Origin of the sequence: Marinobacter sp. S0848L, assembly GCF_023016065.1 — a bacterium.
In the GTDB taxonomy this organism is placed as follows: domain Bacteria; phylum Pseudomonadota; class Gammaproteobacteria; order Pseudomonadales; family Oleiphilaceae; genus Marinobacter.
Genome location: NZ_JALKAQ010000005.1, coordinates 250,199 through 276,739 on the forward strand (window position 1 = coordinate 250,199; position 26,541 = coordinate 276,739).

The 26,541-nt window shown below is 54.7% G+C and carries 23 protein-coding genes and 1 rRNA gene; 11 read left to right on the top strand and 13 right to left on the bottom strand.

The window, feature by feature from the left end; translation table 11 throughout:
• Positions 1-6 precede the first annotated feature (6 nt).
• The 4 genes from tilS to MWU64_RS09050 all read right to left on the bottom strand — a co-directional run bounded on the left by tilS (position 7) and on the right by MWU64_RS09050 (position 6,336).
• Entirely contained in the window at positions 7-1,353 is a 1,347-nt protein-coding gene (gene tilS, locus MWU64_RS09035) for a tRNA lysidine(34) synthetase TilS (RefSeq protein WP_247063628.1), read from the bottom strand.
• Positions 1,337-2,290, bottom strand: a complete 954-nt coding sequence (gene accA / locus MWU64_RS09040; protein WP_247063629.1) for an acetyl-CoA carboxylase carboxyl transferase subunit alpha — start codon at positions 2,288-2,290, stop codon at positions 1,337-1,339. Before accA ends, tilS begins: the two co-directional genes overlap by 17 nt.
• A gap of 102 nt (positions 2,291-2,392) precedes the next feature.
• A complete protein-coding gene (gene dnaE, locus MWU64_RS09045; RefSeq protein ID WP_247063630.1) occupies positions 2,393-5,875 on the bottom strand; it encodes a DNA polymerase III subunit alpha in 3,483 nt (1,160 codons plus the stop codon).
• Positions 5,876-5,877: 2 nt separating this feature from the next.
• Positions 5,878-6,336: a TlpA disulfide reductase family protein gene (locus MWU64_RS09050; protein WP_247063687.1), complete on the bottom strand. Its 459-nt coding sequence runs from the start codon at positions 6,334-6,336 to the stop codon at positions 5,878-5,880.
• A 100-nt stretch (positions 6,337-6,436) separates the two neighbouring features.
• On the opposite strand from MWU64_RS09050, the gene arsC reads away from it, so the two are divergent.
• From arsC to MWU64_RS09070, 4 genes are read left to right on the top strand one after another with little or no spacing between them, the layout of a single operon-like run.
• Positions 6,437-6,790 (top strand): arsenate reductase (glutaredoxin), encoded by a 354-nt coding sequence (gene arsC / locus MWU64_RS09055; protein ID WP_247063631.1) that lies wholly within the window; start codon positions 6,437-6,439, stop codon positions 6,788-6,790.
• A gap of 22 nt (positions 6,791-6,812) precedes the next feature.
• Positions 6,813-7,418 (top strand): NAD(P)H:quinone oxidoreductase, encoded by a 606-nt coding sequence (gene wrbA / locus MWU64_RS09060; RefSeq protein ID WP_247063632.1) that lies wholly within the window; start codon positions 6,813-6,815, stop codon positions 7,416-7,418.
• Positions 7,419-7,452: 34 nt separating this feature from the next.
• A complete protein-coding gene (locus MWU64_RS09065) occupies positions 7,453-7,812 on the top strand; it encodes a DUF2069 domain-containing protein (RefSeq protein ID WP_247063634.1) in 360 nt (119 codons plus the stop codon).
• A 26-nt stretch (positions 7,813-7,838) separates the two neighbouring features.
• Positions 7,839-9,644 (top strand): GspE/PulE family protein, encoded by a 1,806-nt coding sequence (locus tag MWU64_RS09070; RefSeq protein WP_247063636.1) that lies wholly within the window; start codon positions 7,839-7,841, stop codon positions 9,642-9,644.
• Here the strand turns inward: MWU64_RS09070 and MWU64_RS09075 are convergent, their stop codons facing one another.
• The 8 genes from MWU64_RS09075 to smrA form a co-directional block, all read right to left on the bottom strand.
• Positions 9,645-10,709 carry a DUF3080 domain-containing protein gene (locus tag MWU64_RS09075; RefSeq protein WP_247063638.1) on the bottom strand — a complete coding sequence of 355 codons (1,065 nt, stop codon included), beginning with the start codon at positions 10,707-10,709 and terminating at the stop codon, positions 9,645-9,647. It lies immediately after the preceding gene.
• A 12-nt stretch (positions 10,710-10,721) separates the two neighbouring features.
• Positions 10,722-11,414: an acireductone synthase gene (gene mtnC / locus MWU64_RS09080; protein WP_247063640.1), complete on the bottom strand. Its 693-nt coding sequence runs from the start codon at positions 11,412-11,414 to the stop codon at positions 10,722-10,724.
• Positions 11,411-11,971 carry a cupin gene (locus MWU64_RS09085; RefSeq protein ID WP_247063643.1) on the bottom strand — a complete coding sequence of 187 codons (561 nt, stop codon included), beginning with the start codon at positions 11,969-11,971 and terminating at the stop codon, positions 11,411-11,413. The genes mtnC and MWU64_RS09085 overlap by 4 nt, the downstream gene beginning before the upstream one ends.
• Positions 11,968-12,594, bottom strand: coding sequence for a methylthioribulose 1-phosphate dehydratase (locus tag MWU64_RS09090; protein WP_247063645.1), 627 nt, complete (start codon positions 12,592-12,594; stop codon positions 11,968-11,970). Before MWU64_RS09090 ends, MWU64_RS09085 begins: the two co-directional genes overlap by 4 nt.
• 83 nt (positions 12,595-12,677) lie before the next feature.
• Complete coding sequence (locus tag MWU64_RS09095; protein ID WP_247063647.1) at positions 12,678-14,879, bottom strand: xanthine dehydrogenase family protein molybdopterin-binding subunit; 2,202 nt, start codon at positions 14,877-14,879, stop codon at positions 12,678-12,680.
• A 1-nt stretch (position 14,880) separates the two neighbouring features.
• The gene (locus MWU64_RS09100; protein WP_247063649.1) at positions 14,881-15,369 is read right to left on the bottom strand and encodes a (2Fe-2S)-binding protein; all 489 of its coding nucleotides are present in this window, start codon (positions 15,367-15,369) and stop codon (positions 14,881-14,883) included.
• 41 nt (positions 15,370-15,410) lie between these two features.
• Positions 15,411-15,611: a hypothetical protein gene (locus MWU64_RS09105; protein ID WP_247063651.1), complete on the bottom strand. Its 201-nt coding sequence runs from the start codon at positions 15,609-15,611 to the stop codon at positions 15,411-15,413.
• 51 nt (positions 15,612-15,662) lie between these two features.
• Positions 15,663-16,244, bottom strand: coding sequence for a DNA endonuclease SmrA (gene smrA / locus MWU64_RS09110; protein ID WP_247063652.1), 582 nt, complete (start codon positions 16,242-16,244; stop codon positions 15,663-15,665).
• 194 nt (positions 16,245-16,438) lie between these two features.
• Between smrA and MWU64_RS09115 the strand changes: the two genes are divergently transcribed.
• From MWU64_RS09115 to MWU64_RS09145, 7 genes are all read left to right on the top strand, one after another.
• Complete coding sequence (locus MWU64_RS09115; RefSeq protein ID WP_247063653.1) at positions 16,439-18,355, top strand: DUF294 nucleotidyltransferase-like domain-containing protein; 1,917 nt, start codon at positions 16,439-16,441, stop codon at positions 18,353-18,355.
• Positions 18,356-18,369: 14 nt separating this feature from the next.
• Positions 18,370-19,074, top strand: coding sequence for a 3'-5' exonuclease (locus tag MWU64_RS09120; RefSeq protein ID WP_247063654.1), 705 nt, complete (start codon positions 18,370-18,372; stop codon positions 19,072-19,074).
• A 210-nt stretch (positions 19,075-19,284) separates the two neighbouring features.
• Positions 19,285-19,551: a DUF4212 domain-containing protein gene (locus MWU64_RS09125; protein ID WP_247063655.1), complete on the top strand. Its 267-nt coding sequence runs from the start codon at positions 19,285-19,287 to the stop codon at positions 19,549-19,551.
• Positions 19,552-19,554: 3 nt separating this feature from the next.
• Positions 19,555-21,324 (top strand): sodium:solute symporter family protein, encoded by a 1,770-nt coding sequence (locus MWU64_RS09130; RefSeq protein WP_247063656.1) that lies wholly within the window; start codon positions 19,555-19,557, stop codon positions 21,322-21,324.
• A gap of 97 nt (positions 21,325-21,421) precedes the next feature.
• The gene (locus MWU64_RS09135) at positions 21,422-21,928 is read left to right on the top strand and encodes a hypothetical protein (protein WP_247063657.1); all 507 of its coding nucleotides are present in this window, start codon (positions 21,422-21,424) and stop codon (positions 21,926-21,928) included.
• A 30-nt stretch (positions 21,929-21,958) separates the two neighbouring features.
• A complete protein-coding gene (locus MWU64_RS09140) occupies positions 21,959-25,471 on the top strand; it encodes a PAS domain-containing hybrid sensor histidine kinase/response regulator (RefSeq protein WP_247063659.1) in 3,513 nt (1,170 codons plus the stop codon).
• 155 nt (positions 25,472-25,626) lie between these two features.
• On the top strand, positions 25,627-26,379 hold the full coding sequence (locus MWU64_RS09145; RefSeq protein WP_247063660.1) for a response regulator: 753 nt from the start codon (positions 25,627-25,629) through the stop codon (positions 26,377-26,379).
• Positions 26,380-26,446: 67 nt separating this feature from the next.
• On the opposite strand, the gene rrf is transcribed toward MWU64_RS09145, so the two are convergent.
• A 5S ribosomal RNA gene (rrf, locus tag MWU64_RS09150) occupies positions 26,447-26,541 on the bottom strand; the annotation flags it as partial.

The window sequence follows — 26,541 nt, forward strand, 5'->3', positions numbered from 1 at the left end:
CCTCACCTACTCAATCAAATTCCGCTCCACGATAAGCCGCCAACCGGTCGCCGGGGCGCTTCCCGAGTATTGGTCAGAACACCACAAATCGCCAATCGCAATCAGCTCTTCACCCTCGCCTCCACGCCCGTAAACCAAGGGCAGCACGGCCCTTTCCCATGGCGGGACGCCCTGTTCCTGAAGCCATGTTTTCAATGCCCGGGAGGGACCATCGGGCCGAATTTTTACCCGTTCACCGCCTTGCCTCGTAGATACCCGTATTGGCGGGGGGAATTTTTTTGAGTTACCCACTGCCGGATTTGACACCAATCGGAGACGCCACACGCCCCAGACCACACTCTCGTTCGGCCCAAGTCTGACGGGGCTCTCCGGAACAGTCATGTGGGGCACAAGATACAGGTAACTACGATACCTCCGCAGGCTAAATCCGGAGCCTCGCAGTTCTGGCGAGCGATCGTCTGCCGCACTCAGCAGATCAGCAAGCCCTTTATCCAGACTGACGCTCGCGGGCACTTCTAAACGCTGTTGTTGCAGCCACCAACGCACCAGGTTTCGTCGTTCGAGCGCCGTCAACTCACGCAATGCCGCCAAACTCAACCGACCCTTGTCTGAACAAGACTGCCAGTGCAACTCGGCCAATCTCTGATTGAGCTCTGCGCTTTCCCGACACGCTCCGGCACTGTGGCCCACTCGCTTAAGCAAACCCGGCCAACGTTTTTTTAAACCGGGTATAACCGCATGACGGAGATAGTTACGATCGTAAACCTGACTCTCGTTGCTGGGATCTTCGACCCAGCTCAATCCTGAACTCACCGCTACCTCTTCCAGCCTGTTGCGGCCAACTGCCAACCACGGGCGATAGAGGCTTCCCCGCCCCAAAGCCCGGCTTGCCGGCATTCCAGCGAGGCCATTAACGCCAGAACCTCGCAGCAAACGAAACAAAACCGTCTCGGCCTGATCATCGCCATGGTGAGCCATTAGAATCAGCTCCCCCTTCCTCAGTCGACGTTCGAACACGCTATACCGGGCATTCCTGGCAGCTTCTTCCAGTCCGCCAGCCCCGGTATCGGAAACTTCAACATCAACATGCTCAACAACGATGGGGACACCCAATTGGTCACACACATCGCGACAAAACTGCTCGGTTTGCCGATGATTTGATTGCAATTGGTGATTGATGTGAATCGCAGTCACATCGCAATGACAGGACGCCACCACGTGCAGCAGCAATGCCGAATCGAGGCCGCCACTAAAGGCGACCCAGAGACGGGAGTGTTCGGGGAGAGTGCTGACTGGTGCTGACAGATCATCCGGCCATTCAGCGTTCCGGGCGGGGTTACCGCCCGCCTTCATACTTGGTCAAACGCTCATACCGGCGTGCGATCAGTTCATCCTGAGGCAAGCGACACAGTTCCGCCAAACCTGTTTCCAACTGCGTTTTCAGCGTCTTTGCCATGTCCTCAGGGCTGCGGTGCGCACCGCCTAACGGTTCTTCGATCACGTTATCGGCAACACCCAACTCTTTCAATCGATCAGCCGTCACACCCATAGCTTCTGCGGCTAGCGAGGCATACTCGGCACTTTTCCAAAGAATAGAGGCGCAACCTTCCGGCGAAATAACGGCATAGGTTGAATACTGCAACATGTTTAACTGGTCGCATACGCCAATGGCGAGCGCACCACCGGAACCGCCTTCACCGATAACCGTTGAAATAATGGGCGTTTTCAGCCTCGACATTACAGCCAGATTGAACGCGATGGCTTCACTCTGGCCCCGCTCTTCGGCACCGATCCCCGGATAGGCACCCGGGGTATCGATGAACGTCAAAATCGGCATCTTGAAGCGTTCGGCCATTTCCATCAGACGCAAGGCTTTGCGATAGCCCTCGGGACGAGGCATGCCAAAGTTACGTTTAACTTTGTCTCGCACTTCCCGCCCTTTCTGATGCCCGATGACCATTACCGGCTGATTGCCCAGTCGAGCGGTACCACCCACGATGGCGTGATCGTCTGCATAGCGGCGATCGCCGTGAAGCTCATCAAAATCATCAAAGATCAGATCGATGTAATCCTGCGTGTAGGGCCGGCGAGGATGCCTGGCCAAGCGGGCTACATCCCAGGGTTTGAGATCAGAAAAAATGCTCTCGGTCAGACTGACACTCTTCTTTTTGAGGCGACTGATCTCGTCCGTAATATTGATATCGGTATCGTTACCGACCATACGAAGCTCTTCAATTTTGGCTTCCAGGTCGGCGATCGGCTGTTCGAAATCCAGGTAATTAGGGTTCATGATGTTCCATCATTTGATTGCCAGGCGGGCAAATGCCCACCCAAACCAGAATTTGGGACCAAGATAGCAGTGCTTGCCGCAGAGCAAAAGCGGACATTGGTCTTAATCATAGACCAGTTCTACGGCTTGGTCGCCCACCAGATGTTTCAGCTCGAACAGCAAATCATCATCTGGTTGCACACGCCAGGAATCCCCGAGCTCAATGCGGGTTCGGGCTTCTGCGCTGCTGTACTCAATCCACACAGGGCTGCCATCGTTACGGAACGGTCGCAGCGTGTCGTCTAGTTTATCCAGCAAACCATTCTGCAGCTGGTCAGCATGCAGCGCCAATCGGATGCCTTTGCTGAACTGCTGGCGCGCCGTTGCAACATCGGTGACCGAGCTGACACGCATTTTCATCTGCCCCGAGTAATCGTCGTGGCTGACCTGCCCCTCTAACACAATGACTTGATCTGACTGCAGCAACTCACGGTTTTCGAAATAGGCTTCCGAAAACAGGGTCGCTTCAATGCGGGCGCTTCGATCGTCAAGTGTAATGAAGCACATAGTTGACCCCGTACGGGTCTTCATGGTGCGCTGAGCCACCACCAAACCTGCTACTCGCTGAGGCGATTTATTGGGCTTTAACTCGGCAATGGACGAGCGTACAAAACGGCGCACCTCTTTTTCGTATTCATCAAACGGGTGACCGGTAAGATAAATACCCAACGTGTCTTTTTCACCTTTCAGGCGCTGCTTTTCAGGCCATTCACGTACATCAGCCACATCGGCATACACGTCTTCGTCACCGCCGCCACCCAACATTTCCCCGAACATGTCCACCATGCCCACAGCATCGTTTCGGGATTGCTGGCCGGCTTGCTGTATGGCCTTATCGATACTGGCCATCAGCTGCGCCCGGGTTGCTCCGAGCTTGTCCATCGCACCGGCACGTATCAGTGCCTCCATGGCACGCTTGTTTACCTTCTTCAGATCAACCCGGCGAGCGAAGTCAAAAATATCCTGGAACGGGCCACCTTCTTTGGCTGCCGCAACCACGCTTTCGATGGGGCCTTCGCCCAAGCCCTTGATCGCACCCAGCCCGTACACAATCTGGCCATCGTCGTTAACGGTAAAGGTGTACTCGGAGCGACTGACATCGGGCACCAGAAGGTCGAGCTTCATGTTTCGGCATTCTTCGACCAGCGTGACCACCTTGTCGGTGTTCTGCATATCCGCGGTCAGTACCGCCGCCATAAACTCAGCCGGGTAATGGGCCTTCATCCATAGCGTCTGGTACGACACCAAAGCGTAGGCTGCCGAGTGAGACTTGTTGAAACCGTAACCGGCGAACTTCTCAACCAGATCGAAGATGTTCTCGGCCAACGTCTTGTCAATACCGTTATTGGCACACCCGTCAAGGAAAGAGGCTTTCTGTTTCGCCATTTCCTCTGGTTTTTTCTTACCCATCGCCCGGCGCAGCATGTCGGCGCCACCCAGGGTGTAACCCGCCATAACCTGGGCGATCTGCATGACCTGCTCCTGGTACAGAATAACCCCGTAGGTGGGCTCCAATACCGGTTTCAGGCCTTCGTATTGATAATCCGGGTGCGGATACGACAACGGCTGCCTGCCGTGCTTCCGGTCGATAAAGTCGTCAACCATGCCGGACTGAAGCGGGCCGGGCCGGAACAGTGCCACCAGTGCGATCATGTCTTCCAGTGAATCCGGCTGAAGGCGGCGAATCAGATCTTTCATGCCGCGGGATTCAAGCTGGAACACCGCGGTGGTTTCCGCCTTTTTGAGCATATCGAACGAAGCTTTGTCATCGAGCGGAATCGTCGCGATGTCCAGCTCCGGCTCCCCGCGCTTTAGACGGCGCGGGTTAATCATGTGCAGAGCCCATTTGATGATGGTCAGGGTCCGCAGCCCCAGAAAGTCGAACTTCACCAAACCGGCTTCTTCAACGTCACCTTTATCGAACTGGGTGACCAGACTTCCGCCCTCGTCATCACAATACAACGGCGAAAAGTCGGTGATCTTGGTGGGCGCGATAACCACCCCACCGGCGTGCTTACCGGCGTTCCGGCACACACCTTCGAGCTTGAGCGCCATTTCCCAGATTTCCTGGGCTTCTTCGTCCTGCTCCAAAAACTCTTTTAGCTGGGGCTCCTGCTCAATGGCCTTGTTCAACGTCATGCCGACTTCGAACGGAATCAACTTGGACAGTTTGTCCGCCAGCCCATAGGACTTACCCTGCACTCGCGCCACGTCTCGCACCACCGCTTTTGCAGCCATGGTACCGAAGGTAATAATCTGGGAAACCGCTTCGCGGCCGTACTTCTGGGCGGTGTATTCGATAACCCGGTCACGCCCCTCCATGCAGAAGTCAACGTCGAAGTCAGGCATGGATACCCGCTCCGGGTTCAGGAATCGCTCAAACAGCAAATCGTATTCGAGCGGGTCCAGATCCGTAATCAACAACACATAAGCAACCAGCGATCCGGCACCGGAACCACGACCCGGCCCAACGGGCACACCGTTGTTTTTGGCCCACTTGATGAAGTCCATAACGATCAGGAAGTAACCCGGGAACCCCATCTGAATGATGATGTCGAGCTCAAACTTCAAGCGTTCGTCATAGGCGGCACGCTTTTGATCGTAGTCCGGGTCATCCGTGCTTAGGATGGATTCCAAACGCATATCCAGACCTTCTTCCGACACTTTGCGGAAGTAGTCATCCATGGTCATGCCATCCGGGATCGGATAATTCGGCAGGAAGTATTCGCCCAGTCGCACTTTTACCGAGCAGCGGCGAGCAATCTCGACGGTGTTTTCGATGGCTTCCGGGATGTCCGAAAACAGCTCGATCATTTCTTCGGCGCTGCGCAGGTACTGCCGGTCACTGAAGCGGCGATCCCGGCGTGGATCGTCCAAGGTGCGGCTTTCACCGATGCAGACCCGGGCTTCGTGAGCTTCGAAATCGTCGGCTGTCAGGAAGTGTACGTCGTTGGTTGCGACCACGGGCAGGCCCATTTCAGCTGCCAGTTCAACGCTCAGATGCAGACAATCTTCATCACCGGCCCGGTCAGTACGCTGCAGCTCCAGGTAATAGCTACCGGGGTACAACTGCTTCCAATACTGCGCCCTTTCCCGGGCAAGTTCTGGTTTGCCAGCCAGCAACGCTTTACCCACGTCACCCATTTTTGCGCCGGACAACGCAATCAAGCCGGCCGCGCGAGCTTCCAGCCATTCCTTTCGGACAATCGGCTTGCCGTACTTCTGTCCCTCGGTATAGCCCAGTGAAATAATTTCCGTCAGATGCAGATAACCATCATTATCTCGTGCAAGCAAAGTCAGGCGGAACGGGTTTTCGGGTTCGTCCGGATTTTCCAGCCACAGGTCCGCACCCACGATTGGCTTGATGCCTGCCCCCATGGCGCCTTGGTAAAAGCGAACCAACGAGCACATGTTAGACTGCTCGGTAAGCCCTACGGCAGGCATACCCAGTTCAGCGACCCGACTGATCAGCGGCTTGACCCGAACCAGGCCATCCACCATGGAATATTCAGAGTGTACGCGCAGATGTACGAAAGTATTTGCCATGTTCAATTGCCGATCACTGTACGGATATCATCTTCGGTTTGCGGACCAAAGCGCGTTTCAATGAGTTCACCGCCCGGGCCCACAACAAAGGTGGCAGGCAGGGCCACCGGCACATTCCAGCCAAATTCTGTTGCAGGGTCTTTGGCCAGCATGGTGTACTCGATCCCCATTCGCGCGCCTAAATCCCGCAAGGCCTCGCCTTCGATACCATCGAAATTCACCCCCAACACCGATATGTCGGGGGCTTTGTCTAGCTGGTTCAGCTCGGGAATTTCCTCAAGGCAGGGCTTGCACCATTCGGCCCAGTAATTCACTAGCACCCACTGGCCGCGATAACTGTCCCAGCTTTTGAGCGTGCCATCCGCATTTTCCAGCTCCACTTTACTGCAACCGGACAGAACCAGCCCGACACTCAGCGCCAGAAACGCTAACCATCTTGGGAGGCGTAAAGATAGGGAGATTCGCGAATTGGACAAGTACCGAGGGTACTGCAAGGGATTTCCTCCTGTTAGACTACGCCCCGAAATAGACCGCAATCACGATTGTTAATCGAGCATGACCATGACAGAACAAACCCGTATTTTCCATAACCCACGGTGCTCAAAATCACGCCAGACCCTTGAGCTGCTTGAGCAAAAAGGCATCAAGCCGGAGATTATACGCTACCTGGAGACACCTCCGACAGAGCAAGAGCTACTACACATTCTTGATCTGCTGGGTTGCGAGCCCCGGGAACTCATGCGCACCAAAGAACCCGAATACAAAGAACAGAACCTGGCCAACCCGGATTTGACCCGCGAGCAACTGGTACAGGCGATGGTGGCAACACCCAAGCTGATTGAACGCCCTATCGTTCTGGCGAACAACAAAGCCGCTATCGGCCGCCCGCCCGAATCTGTGCTCGACATTCTTTGAAAGAACCTTCCAGGAGCCAGGCATGAGCAATTCCAGCCCTTACATTCTTGTTCTTTATTACAGCCGAAACGGCCAAACGGCCGAAATGGCTAAACAGATCGGGCGCGGTGTGTCGCAGGTATTTGGGCTTGAGGCGAAAATTCGTACCGTTCCCCCGGTTTCGCCGGATACCGTGGCCAGCCAACCCGCTGTGCCAGACACCGGTGCTCCCTACGCCACTCGGGAAGATCTGGCCAACTGTTCCGGCCTGGCTCTGGGCAGTCCTACCCGATTTGGTAACATGGCCGCGCCGCTGAAACACTTTCTGGACGGTACCGGGGACTTGTGGCTGAACGGCAAGCTCGCTGGCAAACCAGGCGGCGCCTTTACCTCAACGGGCAGCTTGCATGGCGGGCAGGAAACCACCCTGCTAACGATGATGCTGCCTCTGCTACACCACGGCATGGTACTGTGCGGGCTTCCCTACTCAGAAAGTGCCTTGAACGACACGACCACGGGAGGAACGCCCTACGGGCCATCCCATTGGGCGGGCACTGGGGCTGAACAAGCCCTCAGCGAACACGAACGAATTCTGTGTCAGGCATTCGGTGAACGGCTGGCTCGCCTGGCGCAGAAGCTGTCTGACTGATTTTCTCAACGACGTTAACGACCCGGAACCTTTTATGCTTCACAATGACCAAGCCAAAACCACTGCACGCGTGACCAGCGGGCTCTATCTTGCCGTATTGGCTACATTGGTTCTGACAACATTCTATCCGGCGCCGGTTGAAGGAGTTTCCATCACCCTGATGCTGACGGTCAAACTGCTGCCACTGCTAGCGTTTATTGTTCCGGTATTTCGTGGCCACAACCGCGGCTACATCTGGATGTCGTTTGTCTTGATTTTTTACTTCACCCAAGCGGTCGTCTCCGCTTGGCTTAGCGAAGGCGCAATTGGGCCCGTCATTACAACGGTGCTGACGTTCCTGTTGTTTACCGTGGCCATGGTGCACCTGAAAGTAAACCGCCGGGTCGCCGCCTAAAATACTGTTCCTGAGAGGCAAAACGGATGGCTGATCAAACACTCGCAATGCCAGCGCCACCCCACCATCGCACGCTCACGCTGAGAGATGTGTGCACAGCGCTGGTGGAAAGCGAGGAGATCAGCCAGCAAGACGCTGAAAAAGTGATGACTGCCAATCTGGGCTCAGCCTCGGAGGGTACCAACTCAACCCCCAGGCACCCGCTGGAACTTGTGGCCATCGCCGGCCTAAGCAGCCAGATTGACGGCCGCACGCTGGACCTGGAACGCCTGACCCACTGGCTGGCAACCTGGGGCCAGCAGGATTATTACCACATTGACCCCCTGAAGATTGACACCCCGGCCATTGCTCGTGTCATGTCTTACGCCTTTGCCCAGCGACACGGCATTCTGGCGGTCGAGATTAACGACGACGAAGTAGTGATTGCCAGCAGCGAGCCGTTCAAACGGGAGTGGGAAAGCAACCTTCGTCAGGCAGTGCGGAAAGATATTCGGCGGGTGGTCGCCAATCCGGAAGCCATCCGCCGTTATACCGTCGAGTTTTACCAACTGGCGGCCTCAGTCAGCAAAGCCGGTGGCGGCGCGAAAGCCGGGCCAGCCGGCAACCAAAATCTCGAACAATTGCTGGATCTTGGCACCACAGACAGCGCCGATGCCAACGACCAACATGTGGTCAAAATTGTCGACTGGCTGTTGCAATACGCCTTTGAGCAACGGGCATCGGACATTCACATTGAACCGCGGCGTGCTGTCACTCAGGTAAGATTCCGTATCGATGGCGTGTTGCACAATGTGTACGAATTCCCGGAGCACGTCGGCACTGCCATCACCAGCCGCCTGAAAATCCTGGGCCGCCTGAACGTGGCCGAAAAACGACGTCCGCAAGATGGCCGAATCAAAACCCGCAAGCCGGACAACCGGGAAGTAGAACTCCGCTTGGCCACCATGCCCACCGCCTTTGGCGAAAAAATGGTGATGCGGATTTTTGACCCGGAAGTGCTGCTGAAATCGTTTGAACAGCTCGGCTTCAATAGAGAGGACCGCAGTCGCTGGCACCGGATCACATCGCGGCCTCACGGCATTGTGCTGGTAACCGGCCCCACCGGCTCCGGCAAAACCACGACGCTGTACTCTACACTGAAACAGCTGGCCTCACCGGAACTGAATATTTGTACCATCGAAGACCCGATCGAGATGGTCGAGCCGGCTTTCAATCAGATGCAGGTACAGAGCAACATTGACCTCACCTTCGCCCACGGCGTAAGAGCCCTTCTTCGCCAGGATCCTGACATCATCATGATTGGCGAAATCCGGGATCTGGAAACCGCGGAGATGGCTGTGCAAGCCGCGCTGACCGGGCACCTGGTGCTTTCGACGTTACACACCAATGATGCACCCAGCGCCATTACACGATTAATGGAATTGGGCATTCCCCCCTACTTGATTCGAGCAACAGTGCTTGGTGTCATGGCCCAGCGGCTAACCCGTAATCTTTGCCCGCACTGCAAGCAACCGAGCGACGCCGACGAGCAAGCCTGGCAAACACTGACCCGGCCTTGGAAAGCACCGGCACCCAAGCAGTTTTTCCACCCCGTGGGCTGTCTGGAATGCCGGAATACGGGCTACATGGGGCGCTCAGGGGTTTACGAAATCATGACGATGTCCGATAACCTGACCCACCAGATCACCGATCGCTGCGAGTTGGAGGCCCTGAGACGAGACGCCTACAAAGAGGGCATGAAATCGCTCAGGTTAAGCGGTGCCCAGAAAGTGGCAGCCGGGCAAACCACCGTTGAAGAAATCCTTCGGGTAACGCCGGAAAGCCAGCGCTGATCAGGCTCCGGGCCGCAGACCACATTGGGCCAACAAATCCTGCCAGTGCCGAGTATGGCGCATCATCGCCTGGTCTAGTTCGCGCCACAGGCTGTCGCCGGAATCCTCGGAAAGATGCCGGCTATACCAGCTTTCGAACGCCTCCGGCATCACATGTTTTTGCTGTTCCGCCAGACGGGCAAAGCCACGAATCAAACTATCGCGAGCCCGGCTAACGGCGCTCATATAGGGCTGAACCTCGCCGATATAGACCTTGAAAAAGAAACTCTGAACGATGTTGGACTGATTATTGGGCTTACCGTTCAAACATAACGGTCGCCCTTCAAGCCTACTCCGCAGTGTTTCTGTGCCCGAATTCAGAGTCGCAATCAATAAACGAGCACTGTTAATCACCTGCCCCGCCAAGAACTGCGCTTGCCAGCGCTGATGTATCCGCCCGAGATCACTCAACGACACGCCCAATTGCTGGTTGTTCAAGGCTGTTACCATTTGGTTCAGTTGATCCAGGTCCAAAGCCAGATCGGTCAACGAATTCTGGTCGGCCGCCACGGGGTAATGGCCTTTCGCCAACGTAAACAACTTTTCGATCTCCTCGGTTCCCCAGGTAGCATTCCATACCGCAAGAGGCAGCGTCTGGCGCTTGCTTTCGATGGCCTGCTCCAACGTTGCCTGCAACTCATCGTCGTCGATCTGTTGCACACAACGCTCAGCACTTTGGATAAAACGAATCTCGTACCGTAACCGGTTGATGGGCTGCATAACCCGGCCCATCACCGAATTTCTCTCGCCCACTACGTATTGAAGCTCACAACCGTACAGCGAAAGAAAGTCGAGCATGCCCAGCTCTAACTCGGGTATCAGAAGAACGCGATCACGGCGTTTAGGCAGGGTGGTGGCCCGAGGCAGGTCTGACGGCGGGGCGGAAGCGGGGGCGTCGAGCACCCGAGCCAGCCGGCTCAAGTACTCTTCCATCATCGGTTCTGCTTCTGTGAACGGATTACAACCCGCCAGAAACACAACCAGAACACCCGGAATCAGCCATCGCAGACGTCTGTCTCCGGGCATCATTTCTACCTCCTAACGTTTGCGCAGAAGAGCATCGACCTCCGCAAAATCACGGGCAACAAAACGATCGGTATCGGGCACATCGCCTTCCCGGATCAGCCACGCCGTTTTCAGGCCCGCTTGTTCGGCCGCTTCGAGTTCCGCTTCCACATCCGACAGAAATAGCACCGTCTTAGGTTCAACGCCAAGCTCAGCCAAAATGTTGTGATAGGACTGAGCTTCTTTTTTACCGCCCACGGTGGTATCGAAGTAGCCGGAGAAGAAAGGCGTGAAGTCGCCTTCATTGCTGTGGCCGAAAATCAGTTTCTGGGCTTTAACCGAGCCTGACGAATACACGAAAAGCCGTAAACCACGGTCATGCCATCGCTGCAGGTAATCCGCAGCATCCGGATAGATATGCCCTTTCAATTCGCCGCTTCGGTAACCCTGCTCCCAGATCATACCTTGCAGCGCCTTCAGGGAACCTTCTTTGCGATCTTCGGTAATCCAGTTTTGAAGTACATTGATCAACCCTTCAACATCTTTGCTATCGACCGCGCTTCTTTCCGCCACGATCGCCAACTGCTCAGACACGGCACGGGTGGTGTGGTGATGTTCCCGAACAAAGTCGGGGAGGTGTTTACTCGCGTAGGGAAACAACTCATCGTGTACGAACGAAATTGAACTGGTGGTGCCTTCGATGTCGGTCAAAATAACGCGGATCATGACTGCACTCCTGCCAAGGCTTCATACCTTGGAATCCGTGTAGCAATGTCTTCGCCGGTAAAGCTGGCCACCCAGCCTTCGGGATTGGTGAACAGGCGAATACAGGTAAACTCTGGCTCGGCCCCCATATCAAACCAGTGACGGGTGCCATTCGGCACGCTGATCAGGTCGTTTTTCTGGCACATCACTGCGAGGATCTGGTCGCCAAAACGTAGATAGAACAACCCTTGGCCGTGTACGAAAAACCGCACCTCGTCTTCACTGTGGGTGTGCTCGTCCAAAAACTTCTTACGCAATTCTGCCTTCTGCGGATGATCTGAAGTGAGGCTGACCACGTCGGCCGTCTGGAAACCGCACTCTTGCTTGAGCCGGTTCACCTCATCAGCGTAGACCGTCAAAATTTGCTCCTGAATGGCGCCGTCCGGGAGCTCGCGGGTGGGCCAACGCTCAAAGCGCACACCATGCGCCTTCAGAGTGTCACGAATCGCTTGCGGATCAGATGTGACCGTTTGAGCGGTGTCCGGTTCATTCTGGTTAAAAATGCTCAAGGTGGTCATCGGCAAATTCTCATGGTTTCAAGTTCACATTCAAAAAGGAATTCAAATGCTTCAACATGGCGCAGGCAATCCGCCATAGTCGCACCCCAGGTGTAGAGCCCGTGGCCCCGGATCAGATATCCGAGCTGCTCCGGATGATGCTCGAACCATTCCCGAGTGCGTTCCGCCAGCGCGCGAATATCCTGGGTGTTATCAAACACCGGAACCCTCAGCCGGCCCGTATGACTGTCGACGCCCGGGAACGCCTTTTGAAGTTCATACCCCTCGACTTCAAAGGGTGCCCCTGCCTCTATCAATCTGCTTAATACTGTCGCCTTTACTGAATGCGTATGCAAGACAGCGCCAACATCCGGATAGATTTGATAGAGAACCGTGTGCAAGAGGGTTTCCGCAGAGGATTTCGCTGCGCTCTGGACAGGGTTACCGTCAAGATCCACCACCATAACGTCGCTGGTGGAAAGTTGGCCCTTGTGCCGGCCCGATACAGTGATGGCAATATGGTTTTGGTCGAGGCGAGCGGAATAATTACTGCTGGTGGCGGGTGACCAACCGCGGTCATACAAGAAGCGCCCGGCATCAACTATGGCCTGAGCCGATGCGGCGTATCGGGTTACATCAAACATTGGCTCACTCCCGGTTTGAGTTGGCCCTTCGGGGCACATATCGGCCGCCATTATAGGGCGGCCGATTGCTCCGGCAAACCGCTTTATCCGGCGGTCAGCGGCAACTTGCGCTGGCGCTTCCCAGTCAACGCGAACAGGGCATTGCCCAAGGCAGGAATAACGGGCGGGACACCCGGTTCACCCACTCCCGTGGGCTCAATGTCACTATCGACGATGTCCACCAGCACTTCCGGTACCTCGTGCGTACGCAACACGCGCGAATCGTGGAAATTGCTCTGCTGAACCTCTCCGTTCTTGAAGCTAATTTCCCCAAACAGTGCAGCACTTAATCCAAACAGAATGCCGCCGGAAATCTGATCCTCAACCACTCGGGGATTGACCACCTGGCCACAATCGACACTGCAGGTAACTTTATGGACCTTGATCTCACCGTTCTCAATGCTGGCCTCAACAACCTGGGCAACATAGGTACCAAAAGACTTGAACAGAGCAATGCCGCGGGCCCGGCCTTCGGCTAACGGGGTTCCCCAACCGGCCCGTTCGGCTGCCCGGTCAAGCACCGCACGATGGCGTGGCTCGTTGGCCAGGAGCTTTCTGCGGAACAGTAAAGGATCTTCCCCGGCCTCGTGAGCCAGTTCGTCCATAAAGGTTTCTACCGCAAAACCGTTATGGGAGTACCCAACAGAGCGCCACCAGGTAATCGGAACCCCCGGGTCTGTATGAGTATGGCGAACACTAACGTTCTCGACCTGATACGGGTACCCGATGGCACCTTCAATGGCCGAGATATCTTTGGGCGTAGCGACCCCCTCCGCCATCAGGCCAACACGGCCCAGGGTGCTGTACAGAAACTGGGGTGCCCATGGGTACTGGGCAGGGGCCGCATTCCGTACGTACCAGTCGAGAATCTGAGGCCCTACAATCTGGTGATCCCAACCGGTCAATTCGCTGTCTTTGAAGCTGGCTTTCATCCGGTGCAACATCGCGGGTCGCCAGAAACCGTGGCGTACATCTTCTTCCCGGGACCAGATCAACTTCACCGGCTTTTTAACTTTGTAGGCAACAATCGCAACTTCTTCGACATAGTCCTGGGTCAAACGACGACCAAAACCGCCACCCAAGAACGTGGTGTGAACGGTGACATTACTCGGGGACAGGCTTGAATGCCGGGCCGCTGCGATACGCGCCAAATCCGGAGCCTGAGTCGGCGCCCACACTTCCATTGCGCCGTCACGGTACCAAGCCGTTGCATTCATGGGTTCCATGGCCGCATGGTCCAGATACGGCTGTTCATATTCCGCTTCGACCACGCGGCTCGCATTTTCAACGGCATCGTCGAAATCGCCGTCAGAACGCTCCTGAGCACCCGCGTCTTCGTTGGCCGCCTCCCGGTAGCCTTCAAAAACCTGATCGTTATCCAGATCAATCGCTTCGGCGAAATCCCATTCAACGTTCAAAGCTTCCTGCGCCTTGCGCGCTCGCCAGTACCGGTCGGCAACCACAGCAACACCGCGTTCGGTAATGAACGCGTCCAGTACGCCCGGCCAAGCCATCACATCGCTCCGGTTGAAGCCGGTCGCTTTGCCGCCATAACGCGGGCAACGGGTCATCACCGCGTACACCATCCCCGGTAACTCTACGTCGATGCCGTAACCCGCTTTACCGGTTACTTTGGCCTCGGTATCCAGTCTTCCGCCTTTGCGCCCGATGTATTTCCACTCGGAACGCGGCTTCAAGGCCACATCACCACGGATAACTTCTTTATCCGCCAACTCAACCAGCTGGCCATACCGTAGCGAATCGATGCCGTTGGGGTGAACAACCCGGCCGTCCTGTGTCGTGCAGTCAGCTGCGTCTACCTTCCAAACGCGAGCAGCCGCCATCACTAACATTTGCCGTGCCGAGGCACCTGCTTCCCGCAGGGGTTTCCAGCTGCTAGCTACACTGGTACTACCACCGGTAAGCTGCAAACCAAACAGGGGGTTTCGGTATTCCGGTGCAACCGGTGCAAACTTCACTTTGATTCGGGCTGGATCAACATCCAGCTCTTCGGCAACAAGCGTGGTCAAACCGGTATAGGTACCCTGCCCCATTTCCACCCGGGCCAGGGTAAAGAAAATTTCGTCGTTCGTGGTCAGCTCAAGCCAGATATCGGGTGACCATTGTCCGGTTTCTTCTTCAAAACCGGTTTTGATGGTCGAACATCCTGGCAACGATACGGCCAGCACCAGACTGCCAGAGGCAGCGGTACTGACTTTCATGAAATCACGGCGATTCATAGTCATCTCAGGCCCCTCCCTGCTCTGGCTCGTAATGGCCGACGCCATCAACAACGGATTCCACCGCCGCAACAATGCGGGAATAGGTTCCGCAGCGACACAAATTGCCGGACATAGCCGTTACGATTTCGTCTCGTGATGGCGAGGGAGTGTTTGCCAGCAAATGAGCCGCAGTCATTATCTGACCAGACTGGCAGTAACCGCACTGAGGAACGCCTTCGGCCACCCACGCTTTTTGAAGCGGATGCAGCTCCCCATTTTCAGACAAGCCTTCAATGGTGGTTATCTCGGCTCCGTCCAAATACTCAACAGGCGTAGAGCAAGAACGGGTTGGCTGGCCGTTAACATGCACCGTACAGGCGCCACACAAACCGGCGCCACACCCAAATTTGGTTCCTTTCAGGTTCAGTTCATCCCTCAACACCCACAACAATGGGGTATCAAGCTCTACGTCCAGGCTATAGTGCTGGCCATTTACTGTCAGGCTTAACGCCATGTTCCACTCCCATCTTATTGTAGTTCGGCTGCCAACAACCGTTACTTCACGACTTCGTTGCCGTTTTTATCGACCCAGATTTCGCGATCTCCAGAGTCCATTTTGCCATTCGAGTTCCAAACTTCGCGATTCTGGGTCGCCTCCTCCACTTTACCGTTATCATTCCAGATCACGCGGTCTTTGCAGCCCGCCAAAGTGAATAGAGAAATCATTGCCACAACTGCAAAAGAACGCTTGTTCATCATTGCCACCTCTGCATATATAGAAACCCTTGGTTGACGCTTAGCGCCTTCTCAGGAGCCTCCGTGCTTTTCTCTGTTTTGCTGCTTATCTTGATCGCTCTTGCGAACCATAACGTAGGCTGCGCCTGTCCCACCATGTCGCTTTTGGGCCGAATGAAACGCAAGAACCGCCTCCAACTCAGGCAACCATTTCGCCAGATAGCTTTTCAATTGGGCGATGCCATCCGGGTTACGCTCTCCCTTCCCGTGAAGAATAATGACAGAACGTATCCCGTAATTTACGCAATCATTAATAAACTGGAACACCTCTTTTCGGGCCTCTTCGACCGTCATTCGGTGCAAATCAAGCCGAGCTTCAATGGGATACTGTCCCAACCTGAGTTTTTTAAACACACCATGCTGCACCCCGGGCCGCTGCCAACTCAGTACATCGTGGGCCGTTAGCGGCTCAACGACATCAGCCGTTAACGGATTTACATCACGGACCTGCGCCTCAACCGCGGCTTGCTGGCGAACCAAATGCCCCGGAGTGAGCTCTGTGCGTGCGGCCACGTCGGCACGGTTCGGTTTACGTATGCGCCGCACATCTTTCATTTCTTCAAGGAAAGCCAGGCGCTCTTCTTTGGAGGTCATAACACATACGAATCCAGGTTGACGAGTAACGGGACTCTACCACTGCACCGGCATACCATAAAGCGAAGCTCGTCTTCGCGTAGGACGAAAATCGTAGGGCATCGTCTACGCTTACTGAACTACACTTCGGGCAGCCCACCCTAATAATGAGGCAACACAAGCATCCGCTCCTGCCCGGCACGATGGTACTCTTTATGACTGCAGATACGCCCGACTCTACGCTTCCGCAGAACACCCGCGCGATCATGACGTTTTTGAGAGAGCACGCGCCCTTTTCGAACATGGACGATCCGCATCTGGCACACTTCGCGGAAAATGCAAAACTGACGTTTTTCAGTGACGGTGAAGAGGTTTTGTCTCCCGACGGCGATGTCGTCAAACATTTCTGGGTGGTTAAACAGGGGCGTATTCGGGGCGAGCGATTCAATGAGAAAGATAATCGCGCCGAAACCACCTTCGAGATAAGCAAAGGTGAATGCTTTCCGCTCGCCGCGCTGATCGGGGAACGCCCCACACGCACGCTTCACCGTGCAGCGGGCGATACTTTCTGTTTGAGCATTGATCACCCTGCCTTTGTGACTCTGTTTGCGGAAAGCGAACCCTTCCGGGACTTCTGTCTTCGCGGTGTCAGCAGCTTGCTCGATCAGGTCAACCAACGCATTCAGTCAACCGCCATGGCCTCCATCGGCTCTAGCAGCAGTCTGGACACACCGCTTGAGCGTTACGCCCTGCGCGCGCCAATCATTTGTACGCCAGACCTGCCCGTTAACGAAGCCGTTGCCCGGATGCATGAGAACAATGTCGGCAGCATTGTTGTCACCGATGATCAACAGCAGCCAACCGGCATTTTCACCCTCAGAGATTTGCGTATGTTGATCGCCGAGGGGGCAGACTCTCTCAGCACGCCTATCCGTCACGTAATGACGCCAGAACCATGTCGCTTACTCGCCTCTGATGATGCCTTTGATGCCGCCATGCTGATGGCTGAACGGCATTTCGCCCACGTGTGCGTGGTGGACGACAACAACCGTTTAATCGGTGTGGTTTCGGAACGCGACCTGTTTTCACTTCAGCGGGTCGATTTGGTGCACTTGGCCCGAACCATCAGCACAGCGTCTCAATTAAGCACGCTGATTAGCCTGCGCCATGATGTGTCTCGACTGGTTGACACGATGCTCGCCCACGGCGCCGATTCTGGCCAGGTCGTTAAAATCATTACCACACTGAACGACGTCACGGTGCGACGCGTACTGGAACTGAACCTGAAACAGAATGATCCCGGCATTCCCTTCACCTGGCTAACATTTGGCAGCGAAGGCCGTCAGGAACAAACCCTTCTGACCGATCAGGACAATGGCATCTTATTCGATACGCCCGACGGCATGACCGAAGACCAGGTCCGCGAAAAGCTGCTGCCATTTGCCCGTAAGGTTAATGATGAACTGGCCCAATGCGGCTTCACACTGTGCAAGGGCAACATCATGGCCAGCAATCCCAAGCTGTGCCTGAGTGAAGCCGAGTGGGACGACTGGTTTCAGCGATTTATCGAAGCTTCTACGCCGCAAAACCTGGTCTATTCCTCTATCTTCCTCGACATGCGGGCGATTTTCGGGCCGGACGAGCCACTCAGAAGGCTGTTTAGTAAGGTGCTCACACGCATCGAGAAAAATGCACTGTTCCAGAAGATGCTGGCTGGCAATGCGCTGCAGCGGAAGCCGCCTCTCACCCTGTTTCGAACCTTTCGTTATCTGAATGACGACAACAAAAAAGTACTGGATCTGAAGCGCCAGGGCTTGGCACCTTTCGTTGAATCCATCCGGGTGTTTGCATTAGCAAACGGGATCAGAGCTGCCAACACGCTGGAACGCCTCGATGAACTCGCCAAAAAGAATGTGTTTGATCAAAAGGATGCCGGTGCATGGAAAGAATCGTACAGTCTGATTCAGGCCATACGGATGCGGGCCCATCAAGACCTGCTCGCCAATGACGAGCCACTGACCAACTACATTGACCCGGACGATCTGAACCCTCTTGACCGGCGTATCCTGCGAGAATCCTTTCGTCAGGCCCAGCGACTCCAGCAAAAACTGGAATTGGCGTACCAACTATAGGCCGTGGCACCACTATGTTTTCGAACGTTAAACGTTGGCTTTCCTTAAAACGAAACGGCCATTCCAGCATCGACATGGACAATCTGCCAACCCCCAAAACGGCAGGTGATCAAAGCCTTTCCAATTCCCGCCTGATCGTTTTAGATCTCGAAACAACGGGTTTAAACACCGCCAAAGATGAAGTAATCGCCATCGGGGCGGTCGCCATCGAAAAAGGTGCCATACACCTGGACGATCAGTTCGATCTGATCCTTCGCCGTCCCGAATTAGACATACGGGAAACTGTGCTGATTCATGGTATTGGCCCGGAAGCCCTAACCCAGGGTCAGGAAACAAAAGAAGCGTTACTGCACCTTCTGGAATGGATGAATGGCGACCCGATCCTGGCGTATCACGCCGAATTCGATAAACGGTTTCTTGAACGAACGCTGAAGGCTCAGCTTGGGTACACCCGCTCCCACGTTTGGATGGACGTTGCAGAGCTAATGCCTGCTTTTTTCCCGAAAGCGGAGCCAAAAGGCAGGGGGCTGGATCATTGGTCGGATCTTTTCCGGCTGGAAGTTAGTGAACGGCATCACGCTGCCGCCGATGCGATGGTGACCGCGGAACTCACCTTGATTGCCCTTAATACGGCCCAAAAGTCGAACGTCAAAACACTAAAGGATCTCTCGCAAAAGCTACGTTATCAACGACGTTTGCAGAAAATGAAGCGATTTTAGTGCCGGGCATCATTATCCGCAAAGCCTGTCAGGGCGCCGCTTTGAGGCTGAATTAATAAGACCATTTGCCAATATCCATAATGTCACTGACGCGTAAAGTCGATAACGACAACAAGTCAGAGAACAACACAATGAACAATAAATTCTCTTACCGCATTACCCAAAAAGATCGCCAGCCGAGCTTTACAAAAACAATATGGGAGTGAGTGTATGTCAGGACATAGCTACGACGCTGAAAACTACTGGAAATCCAATCTTCGCCTGATCTTCGGGAGCCTGATTGTCTGGGCTCTGGTTTCGTACGGCGCTGCAATTCTCCTACGCCCAATGCTTGCCGGCATTGAAGTGGGTGGTACCGACCTGGGCTTCTGGTTCGCCCAGCAAGGCTCCATTATCACCTTCATTATTCTGATTTTTTTCTACGCCTGGCGCATGAACAAAATCGATGAGAAATTCGGCGTACACGAGGAGAAATAACGCATGAGCCAATTCGCAATTAACTTGCTTTTCGTTGGGGGCTCATTCCTCCTGTACATCGGCATCGCTGTTTGGGCAAAAGCCGGCAGCACCAGTGACTTCTACGTTGCTGGTGGCGGCGTTCATCCTGTTACCAATGGGATGGCTATTGGTGCCGACTGGATGTCTGCTGCGTCCTTCATCTCCATGGCCGGCCTGATTGCAGCCGGTGGTTATGCCAACTCCACCTTCCTGATGGGCTGGACCGGCGGATACGTTTTGCTGGCCATGTTGCTGGCGCCGTACTTGCGCAAGTTTGGCAAGTTCACGGTTCCGGAATTCATTGGCGACCGCTACTACAGTTCGAATGCACGACTGGTTGCCGTTATTTGCCTGATTGTCGCATCAGTGACCTACGTTATCGGCCAGATGGCAGGTGCGGGCGTTGCCTTCTCTCGCTTCCTGGAAGTTGATTCCACCAACGGCCTGATCATCGCCGCGATTGTGGTCTTCATCTACGCGGTCATGGGTGGCATGAAAGGCATTACCTACACCCAGGTTGCACAATATTGTGTGCTTATTGTGGCTTACACGATTCCAGCGGTGTTCATTTCCCTGCAGCTGACCGGCAACCCGATTCCCGGTCTTGGCATGTTCTCGACCCACACCGAATCTGGTCTTCCGCTACTGACTAAGCTGAACCAAGTGATCACCGATCTTGGCTTCAACCAGTACACCGCCGATGTCGATAACAAGTTGAACATGGTGCTGTTTACTCTGTCCTTGATGATCGGTACCGCCGGTTTACCACACGTCATCATCCGCTTCTTCACGGTTCCTAAAGTATCTGATGCGCGCTGGTCGGGCGGTTGGGCTTTGGTGTTCATTGCCCTGCTGTACCTGACGGCACCCGCCGTAGCGTCTATGGCTCGCTTGAACCTGATGACCACCATTTACCCTGAAGGCACTCAGGCCCAGCCGATCGAGTACGATCAGCGTCCCGGCTGGATTGCCACCTGGGAAGAAACCGGTCTGATCAAATACGAAGACAAGAACAACGACGGCCGCATTCAGTTGTACAACGACAATAATGCCGAGTTTGCCGACACCGCAGCTGAACGTGGCTGGGCCGGCAACGAGATGGTCGTAAACAACGATATCCTGGTATTGGCTAACCCCGAGATTGCCAACCTCCCGGGTTGGGTCATCGGTTTGATTGCCGCGGGTGGTTTGGCCGCAGCCTTGTCCACCGCCGCCGGGCTTTTGCTGGCCATATCGTCGGCCGTGAGTCACGACTTGATCAAAGGCCGGCTTAACCCCAACATCAGCGATAAGGGCGAATTACTCGCCGCCCGAATCTCGATGGCTGTTGCGATTGTGGTTGCTACATGGCTAGGGGCAAATCCTCCCGGGTTTGCGGCTCAGGTAGTGGCGCTGGCCTTCGGTATAGCAGGCGCATCCCTGTTCCCCGCCTTGATGATGGGTATTTTCTCCAAGCGGGTGAATAACGTGGGCGCGATTTCCGGCATGCTGGCAGGCCTGACCTTTACACTGGTGTACATCTTCACTTACAAAGGCTGGCTGTTCATTCCGGGCACCAACACCCTGGCGGACACCCCTGAGAACTGGGTACTGGGTATTTCCCCGCTGTCTATTGGTGCAATTGGTGCCATCGTCAACTTTGCGGTAGCCTTTGGAGTATCGAAAGTAACAGCTGAACCGCCAGTCGAAATTCAGGAGTTGGTCGAAAGCGTCCGTTACCCTCGCGGTGCCGGCACAGCCCATGATCACTGAGCTGTATAAAAACCTGAATTATTGCCGATAATGGCAGGTTGATACCGAGCGGGCTTCCTCAGTGAGGAAGCCCGTTCTTCATTAAGGATATTGTTTTATGTTCTGGAATTTTGTGGCCACAATCTTTTGCGGCCTGGGCGCTGCAGGCATTGCCTTAGGCATACGCGCCATCACGGCTAAGAAGGCCCCCAGATGGATCATTCCGGTCTTTGCCGGGCTCGGCATGCTAGGCTACCTGGTGTATGGCGAATACACGTGGTACGACCATAAACAAACGCTGTTGCCCGATGAAGCGGTGGTGATCAATACTGAACGGGAGCAGTTGATCTTCCGGCCGTGGACATTCGTGTTCCCGTACGTCACTGCGTTTTCGGCAGTCGATGTCGAAAGCATCTCCCGGGATACCAGCAACGCCGAGATTGTTCGCTTTACACTGTATCGGTTTGAACAAACAGTCACAGACGCGGTTTCCCATCGGGTACATCTGATCAATTGCCAAACTCGAGAGTTAGTGCCCCTGGCCAGCAACGGCAACCCTCGGGTGGACAACCTTAAACGGCTAAACAATAACGATCCGCTGCTTAACACTGTGTGTAGCGCCTGATAGATAGAACGGACGGGATAAACGCAATACATGATTAGTGTCTGGGTGCTTGTTTTAATATCGATCACTTACATTTCACTGTTGTTTTTGATCGCCTGGGCGGGCGACAAGCATCCAGGGTTGTATCGCCATACATTTGCCCGCACACATATCTACAGCCTTTCCTTGGCGGTCTACTTCACGTCCTGGACGTTCTACGGGGCCGTGGGGCGCGCTACGCAGGAAGGTTTCGGCTTTGCCTCCATTTACCTCGGTCCACTTCTGGTATTCCTGTTCTTTGCGCCCTTACTGCGCCGCATCATTCACATCAGTAAACGCAACAACAGTACCTCAATCGCCGATTTCATCGCGTCACGGTATGGCAAATCCCAGCTATTAGCCGCCATGGTCGCGGCAGTCGCTCTGATCGGCAGCGTTCCTTACATAGCCCTGCAACTGAAAGCTATCGCTCTTGGCTTTAGCGTGTTGTCCGATAATAGCCACCCTTTACCGGGGCTTGGCACAATCTGGAACGATTCCGCGTGGTATATCACGCTCACCCTCGCCGTATTTACCGTTCTGTTTGGAACCCGACATCTGGAATCGACCGAACACCACCGAGGGATGATTCAAGCCATTGCCTTTGAATCACTGATAAAGCTGGTGGCGTTCATCGCCGTCGGACTTTTCGTTGGTTATGGTTTGTTTAATGGTTTCGGCGACTTGTTCCAAAAAGCCGCTGACGCAGACTTTATCGGAACACTCACCACCAGCAGTTTCGATGCGCCAGCGTTCATCACCCAAACTCTGGTGGCTATGCTGGCGATTATCTGTCTGCCGCGGCAGTTCCACGTTATGGTGGTTGAGAATGCCGACCACCGGGATTTCAACGTTGCTCGCTGGGCGATGCCGGTGTATCTGATCATCGCAACCGCTTTTGTTATTCCGATCGCCGCTGCAGGCCTTTTGTATGCTGACAGTTTGGGTAGTAACCCGGATATCGTAATCCTGCAGCTTCCGATTATGGCCGGCGAGCAATGGTTGTCCGTCCTCGCGTTTCTTGGCGGCGGTTCTGCCGCAGCGGCCATGGTGATAGTCTGCTCAGTGGCCATCTCCACCATGGTGAGTAACGAGATCATCATGCCCGGGCTGTTGAAATTCTTCCGGCCCCGAATGAACCGTCGAGCCGACCTTAGCTACTTGCTGCTAACCATTCGCCGCGCCGCTATCTTCGTCGTTTTATTAACTGCCTACGGTTTTTATCGTATGGCGGGGCAAGACTACAGCCTCACGGCCTTCGGTTTACTGTCGTTCGCCGCTGCGGCCCAATTCGGGCCGGCTCTGGTGGGAGGTATCCTGTGGCGCAAGGGTAACGCGACAGGCGCAATCTGGGGGCTGGGGCTGGGCTTCACCGTCTGGTGTTATACCTTGCTATTACCGGCGCTGGTTTCTACGGGCTGGATCGACGACGGACTGATCAATCACGGCCTGTTCGGTTGGAGCTGGACACGGCCCACCGCTCTGTTCGGCTCGGAACTCGACCAGATGACCCACGGCATACTGTGGAGCCTCGGTATCAACACAGCAGCTTATCTACTGCTGTCCGTTGTAACCCGCCAACGTATCCGGGAAAAAATTCAGCTTGCCGCCTTTTTTCAGGAATTTGATCCCCGGCATGACAGCCCCACTAACCAAAGCTGGCAAGGCGAAGTGCTGGTGTCCGACCTTCAGGCACTGACAGACCGTTTTATGGGCGAAGAACGCTCGGAAAGCGTGTTCCACAATTACGAGCGCCGAAACGCAATTCGACTTTACCCCCACCGGGAAGCGTCTACCCACCTCAGAAAATATATTGAGCGGCAATTGGCCTCGGTTATTGGCGCATCCACTGCCCGGGTTGTACTTGAATCGACCCTGACCGGTCGTGACATGCAGATTGAAGACGTCGTCAGCATCGTGGATGAAGCCTCCCAGGCCATGACCTTTAGTCGGGAACTGCTGCAATCTGCCATAGAAAACATCAGTTTGGGCGTGTCGGTAGTCAATCACCAGCAACAATTGGTTGTCTGGAACCAGCGCTACCAAGAGCTTTTCAGCTACCCCAAAGGCTATGTCAGGGTCGGTCGTCCGGTTGAAGACCTGATGCGCTATAACCTGATGAACGCCAACCTCTCCGCACGCCGCATCGATGAAATCATAGAGGGCCGGTGCGCGAGCATGCGGGCGGGCGAACCGATGTCCTACGAGCGGCAACGCCCGGATGGCACCGTTGTACGTATTGACGGCAGCCCAATCCCCGGTGGTGGCTATGTAACCACATTCCAGGACATTACTCCGATGCGCCGCACCGAGCAGGCGCTGAAAGAAACCAACATCTATCTCGAACAGCGCGTGCGTGAACGGACACAAGAGCTGCAGGTAATCAACGAGCAAATGCTCAAAGCAAAATCCGTGGCAGAGCAGGCGAACCAGAGTAAGACCCGCTTTCTGGCCGCGGCCAGCCATGATTTGTTGCAGCCCCTGAACGCAGCACGATTATTTACGTCAGCCCTGTCAGGAAAATCGGTAGACCGTGAAACCTCCGAACTGATTCAGCATATCGACAGTTCTTTGGGCGCAGCGGAAGAGATCATCAGTACGCTACTGGATATATCGAAGCTGGATGCGGGCGCCCTAGAGCCAGACATTACCGTTTTCCCGGTGAATGACCTGCTCCGCCACCTTGCGACCGAGTTTTCCGCGATCGCAAAGGATCAAGGGCTAGAACTTCATGTGGTGCCCAGTTCAGCTTGGGTCCGTTCGGATGCAAAACTGCTGCGGAGGGCGGTCCAGAACTTCTTGTCGAACGCCATCAGGTATTGTGACAGTGGCCGGATACTTATGGGCTGCCGCCGCCTGAAGGGATTCCTGCGCATTGAAATCTGGGATACCGGCCCGGGTATGTCCGAAGAGCAGCTCACGCATATCTTTGAAGAGTTCCGGCGCTTCCAGCACGGGCAAGACAAGAAAGGACTCGGCCTTGGGCTCGCCATCGTAGACCGAATCAGTGGCATGCTGAACCACCCCGTGACGGTTCAGTCCATCCAGGGGAAAGGCAGCGTTTTCGGCATTACGGTACCGTTAACGGCACCAGAAGCCACAGCATCAGAGACAAACCAGACCCAAAACGTTTCAAGACGTGTTTCAAGCCTTGGCGGTCTGCACGTACTCTGCATTGATAATGATGCGGCCATCCTACAAGGCATGGTCGCCTTGCTCGGTAACTGGAAATGCGATGTAACAGCAGCCGAGAGTTTAGAAACAGCGCTCGGAAAGTTAGAAGGCCGCAAACCGGATATCATCCTCGCCGACTACCAATTAGATGACAACCGCAACGGTCTTGACGCTATGGATAGTGTGCGGGCGGAGCTGGGTAACCGGATCCCGGGCATACTGATCACCGGGTATATGGCACCCGAGGTACGTGAAGACGCAATCAACCGAGGCTATCAGATCCTTTATAAACCCGTTAAGCCAGCCGCTTTAAGGGCACTGGTCAACAAGCTATTAAAACAGGCAAAGTAACAGGGTATTGCCTACTCGATTACATAGAAAATTCTATACACGTCTCAATTTTGCAGGTTAGTCCCATCAAGACGTGCCTATTTTATGAGCGACGCTTATAGTTCTCCGACGAACATCGTACCGCTTTGAGATAAGCGCATAGGGAGAGAGTGAGCATGGCGCGAGGGCACGCACTGATTATAGAAGATTCGTCAACGGCACGAACCATTCTTGCACGCTTGCTTGATCGAGCTGATATCTCCAGCACAGGTGTTGTCTGCGCTGAAGAAGCCTTCCCTGCCCTGCAATCAGAGACGTTCGATCTGATATTCCTGGATCACATTTTACCGGGCATGAACGGTTTTCAGGCGTTAGAGAAACTTAAACAGCAGCCTGAAACACGAGATATTCCTGTGTTTATGTATACCTCCCAGAATGCCGGCAAATACATCCAGGAAGCACGAGAACTGGGTGCCGCCGGAGTCATACGCAAGCAGGTTGACCGGGAACAGCTGCTAAGAACCTTAGACATCATACTTTCAGATACGCCGGACCCGGACCAGAGCGAGGCCCTGCGCATCGCAATTGAAGAAGGCGGATATCCGACCGTTGAGTCACCCGAACAACAGACACGTAAGCTGACCGGAAGGTTATCAACGCTGGAAGTCGCTTATGAAGAGTTGGAGCAAGAACTCAAAGAGCTGCGTTCAACGTTGATCGAGTCGGGATTGGAAGAGGCAGCGCAAAAAAAGAAAACACAGTCGCGAATGAAGCTTCTCGCCGCAGGTAACCTAATTTTAGCGGTGGCTCTGATTTGGCTGGTCAGCTGGCAAGGCGGCTTGCTGGATCAACACATCGAACGAAGCAATGAGCAGTTTAACCTTATGCGAAACATCGTTGGTGGCGTGATTGAACTGATCAGCAAATAGCATTTTTCAGGGATTCAGAAATGAAAAAACCCCAGCCTCTTTCGAAGCTGGGGTTTTGGTATTAAGAGTCTGACGATGACCTACTCTCACATGGGCAAGTGCCACACTACCATCGGCGCAGGCTTGTTTCACTTCTGAGTTCGGGATGGGATCAGGTGGTTC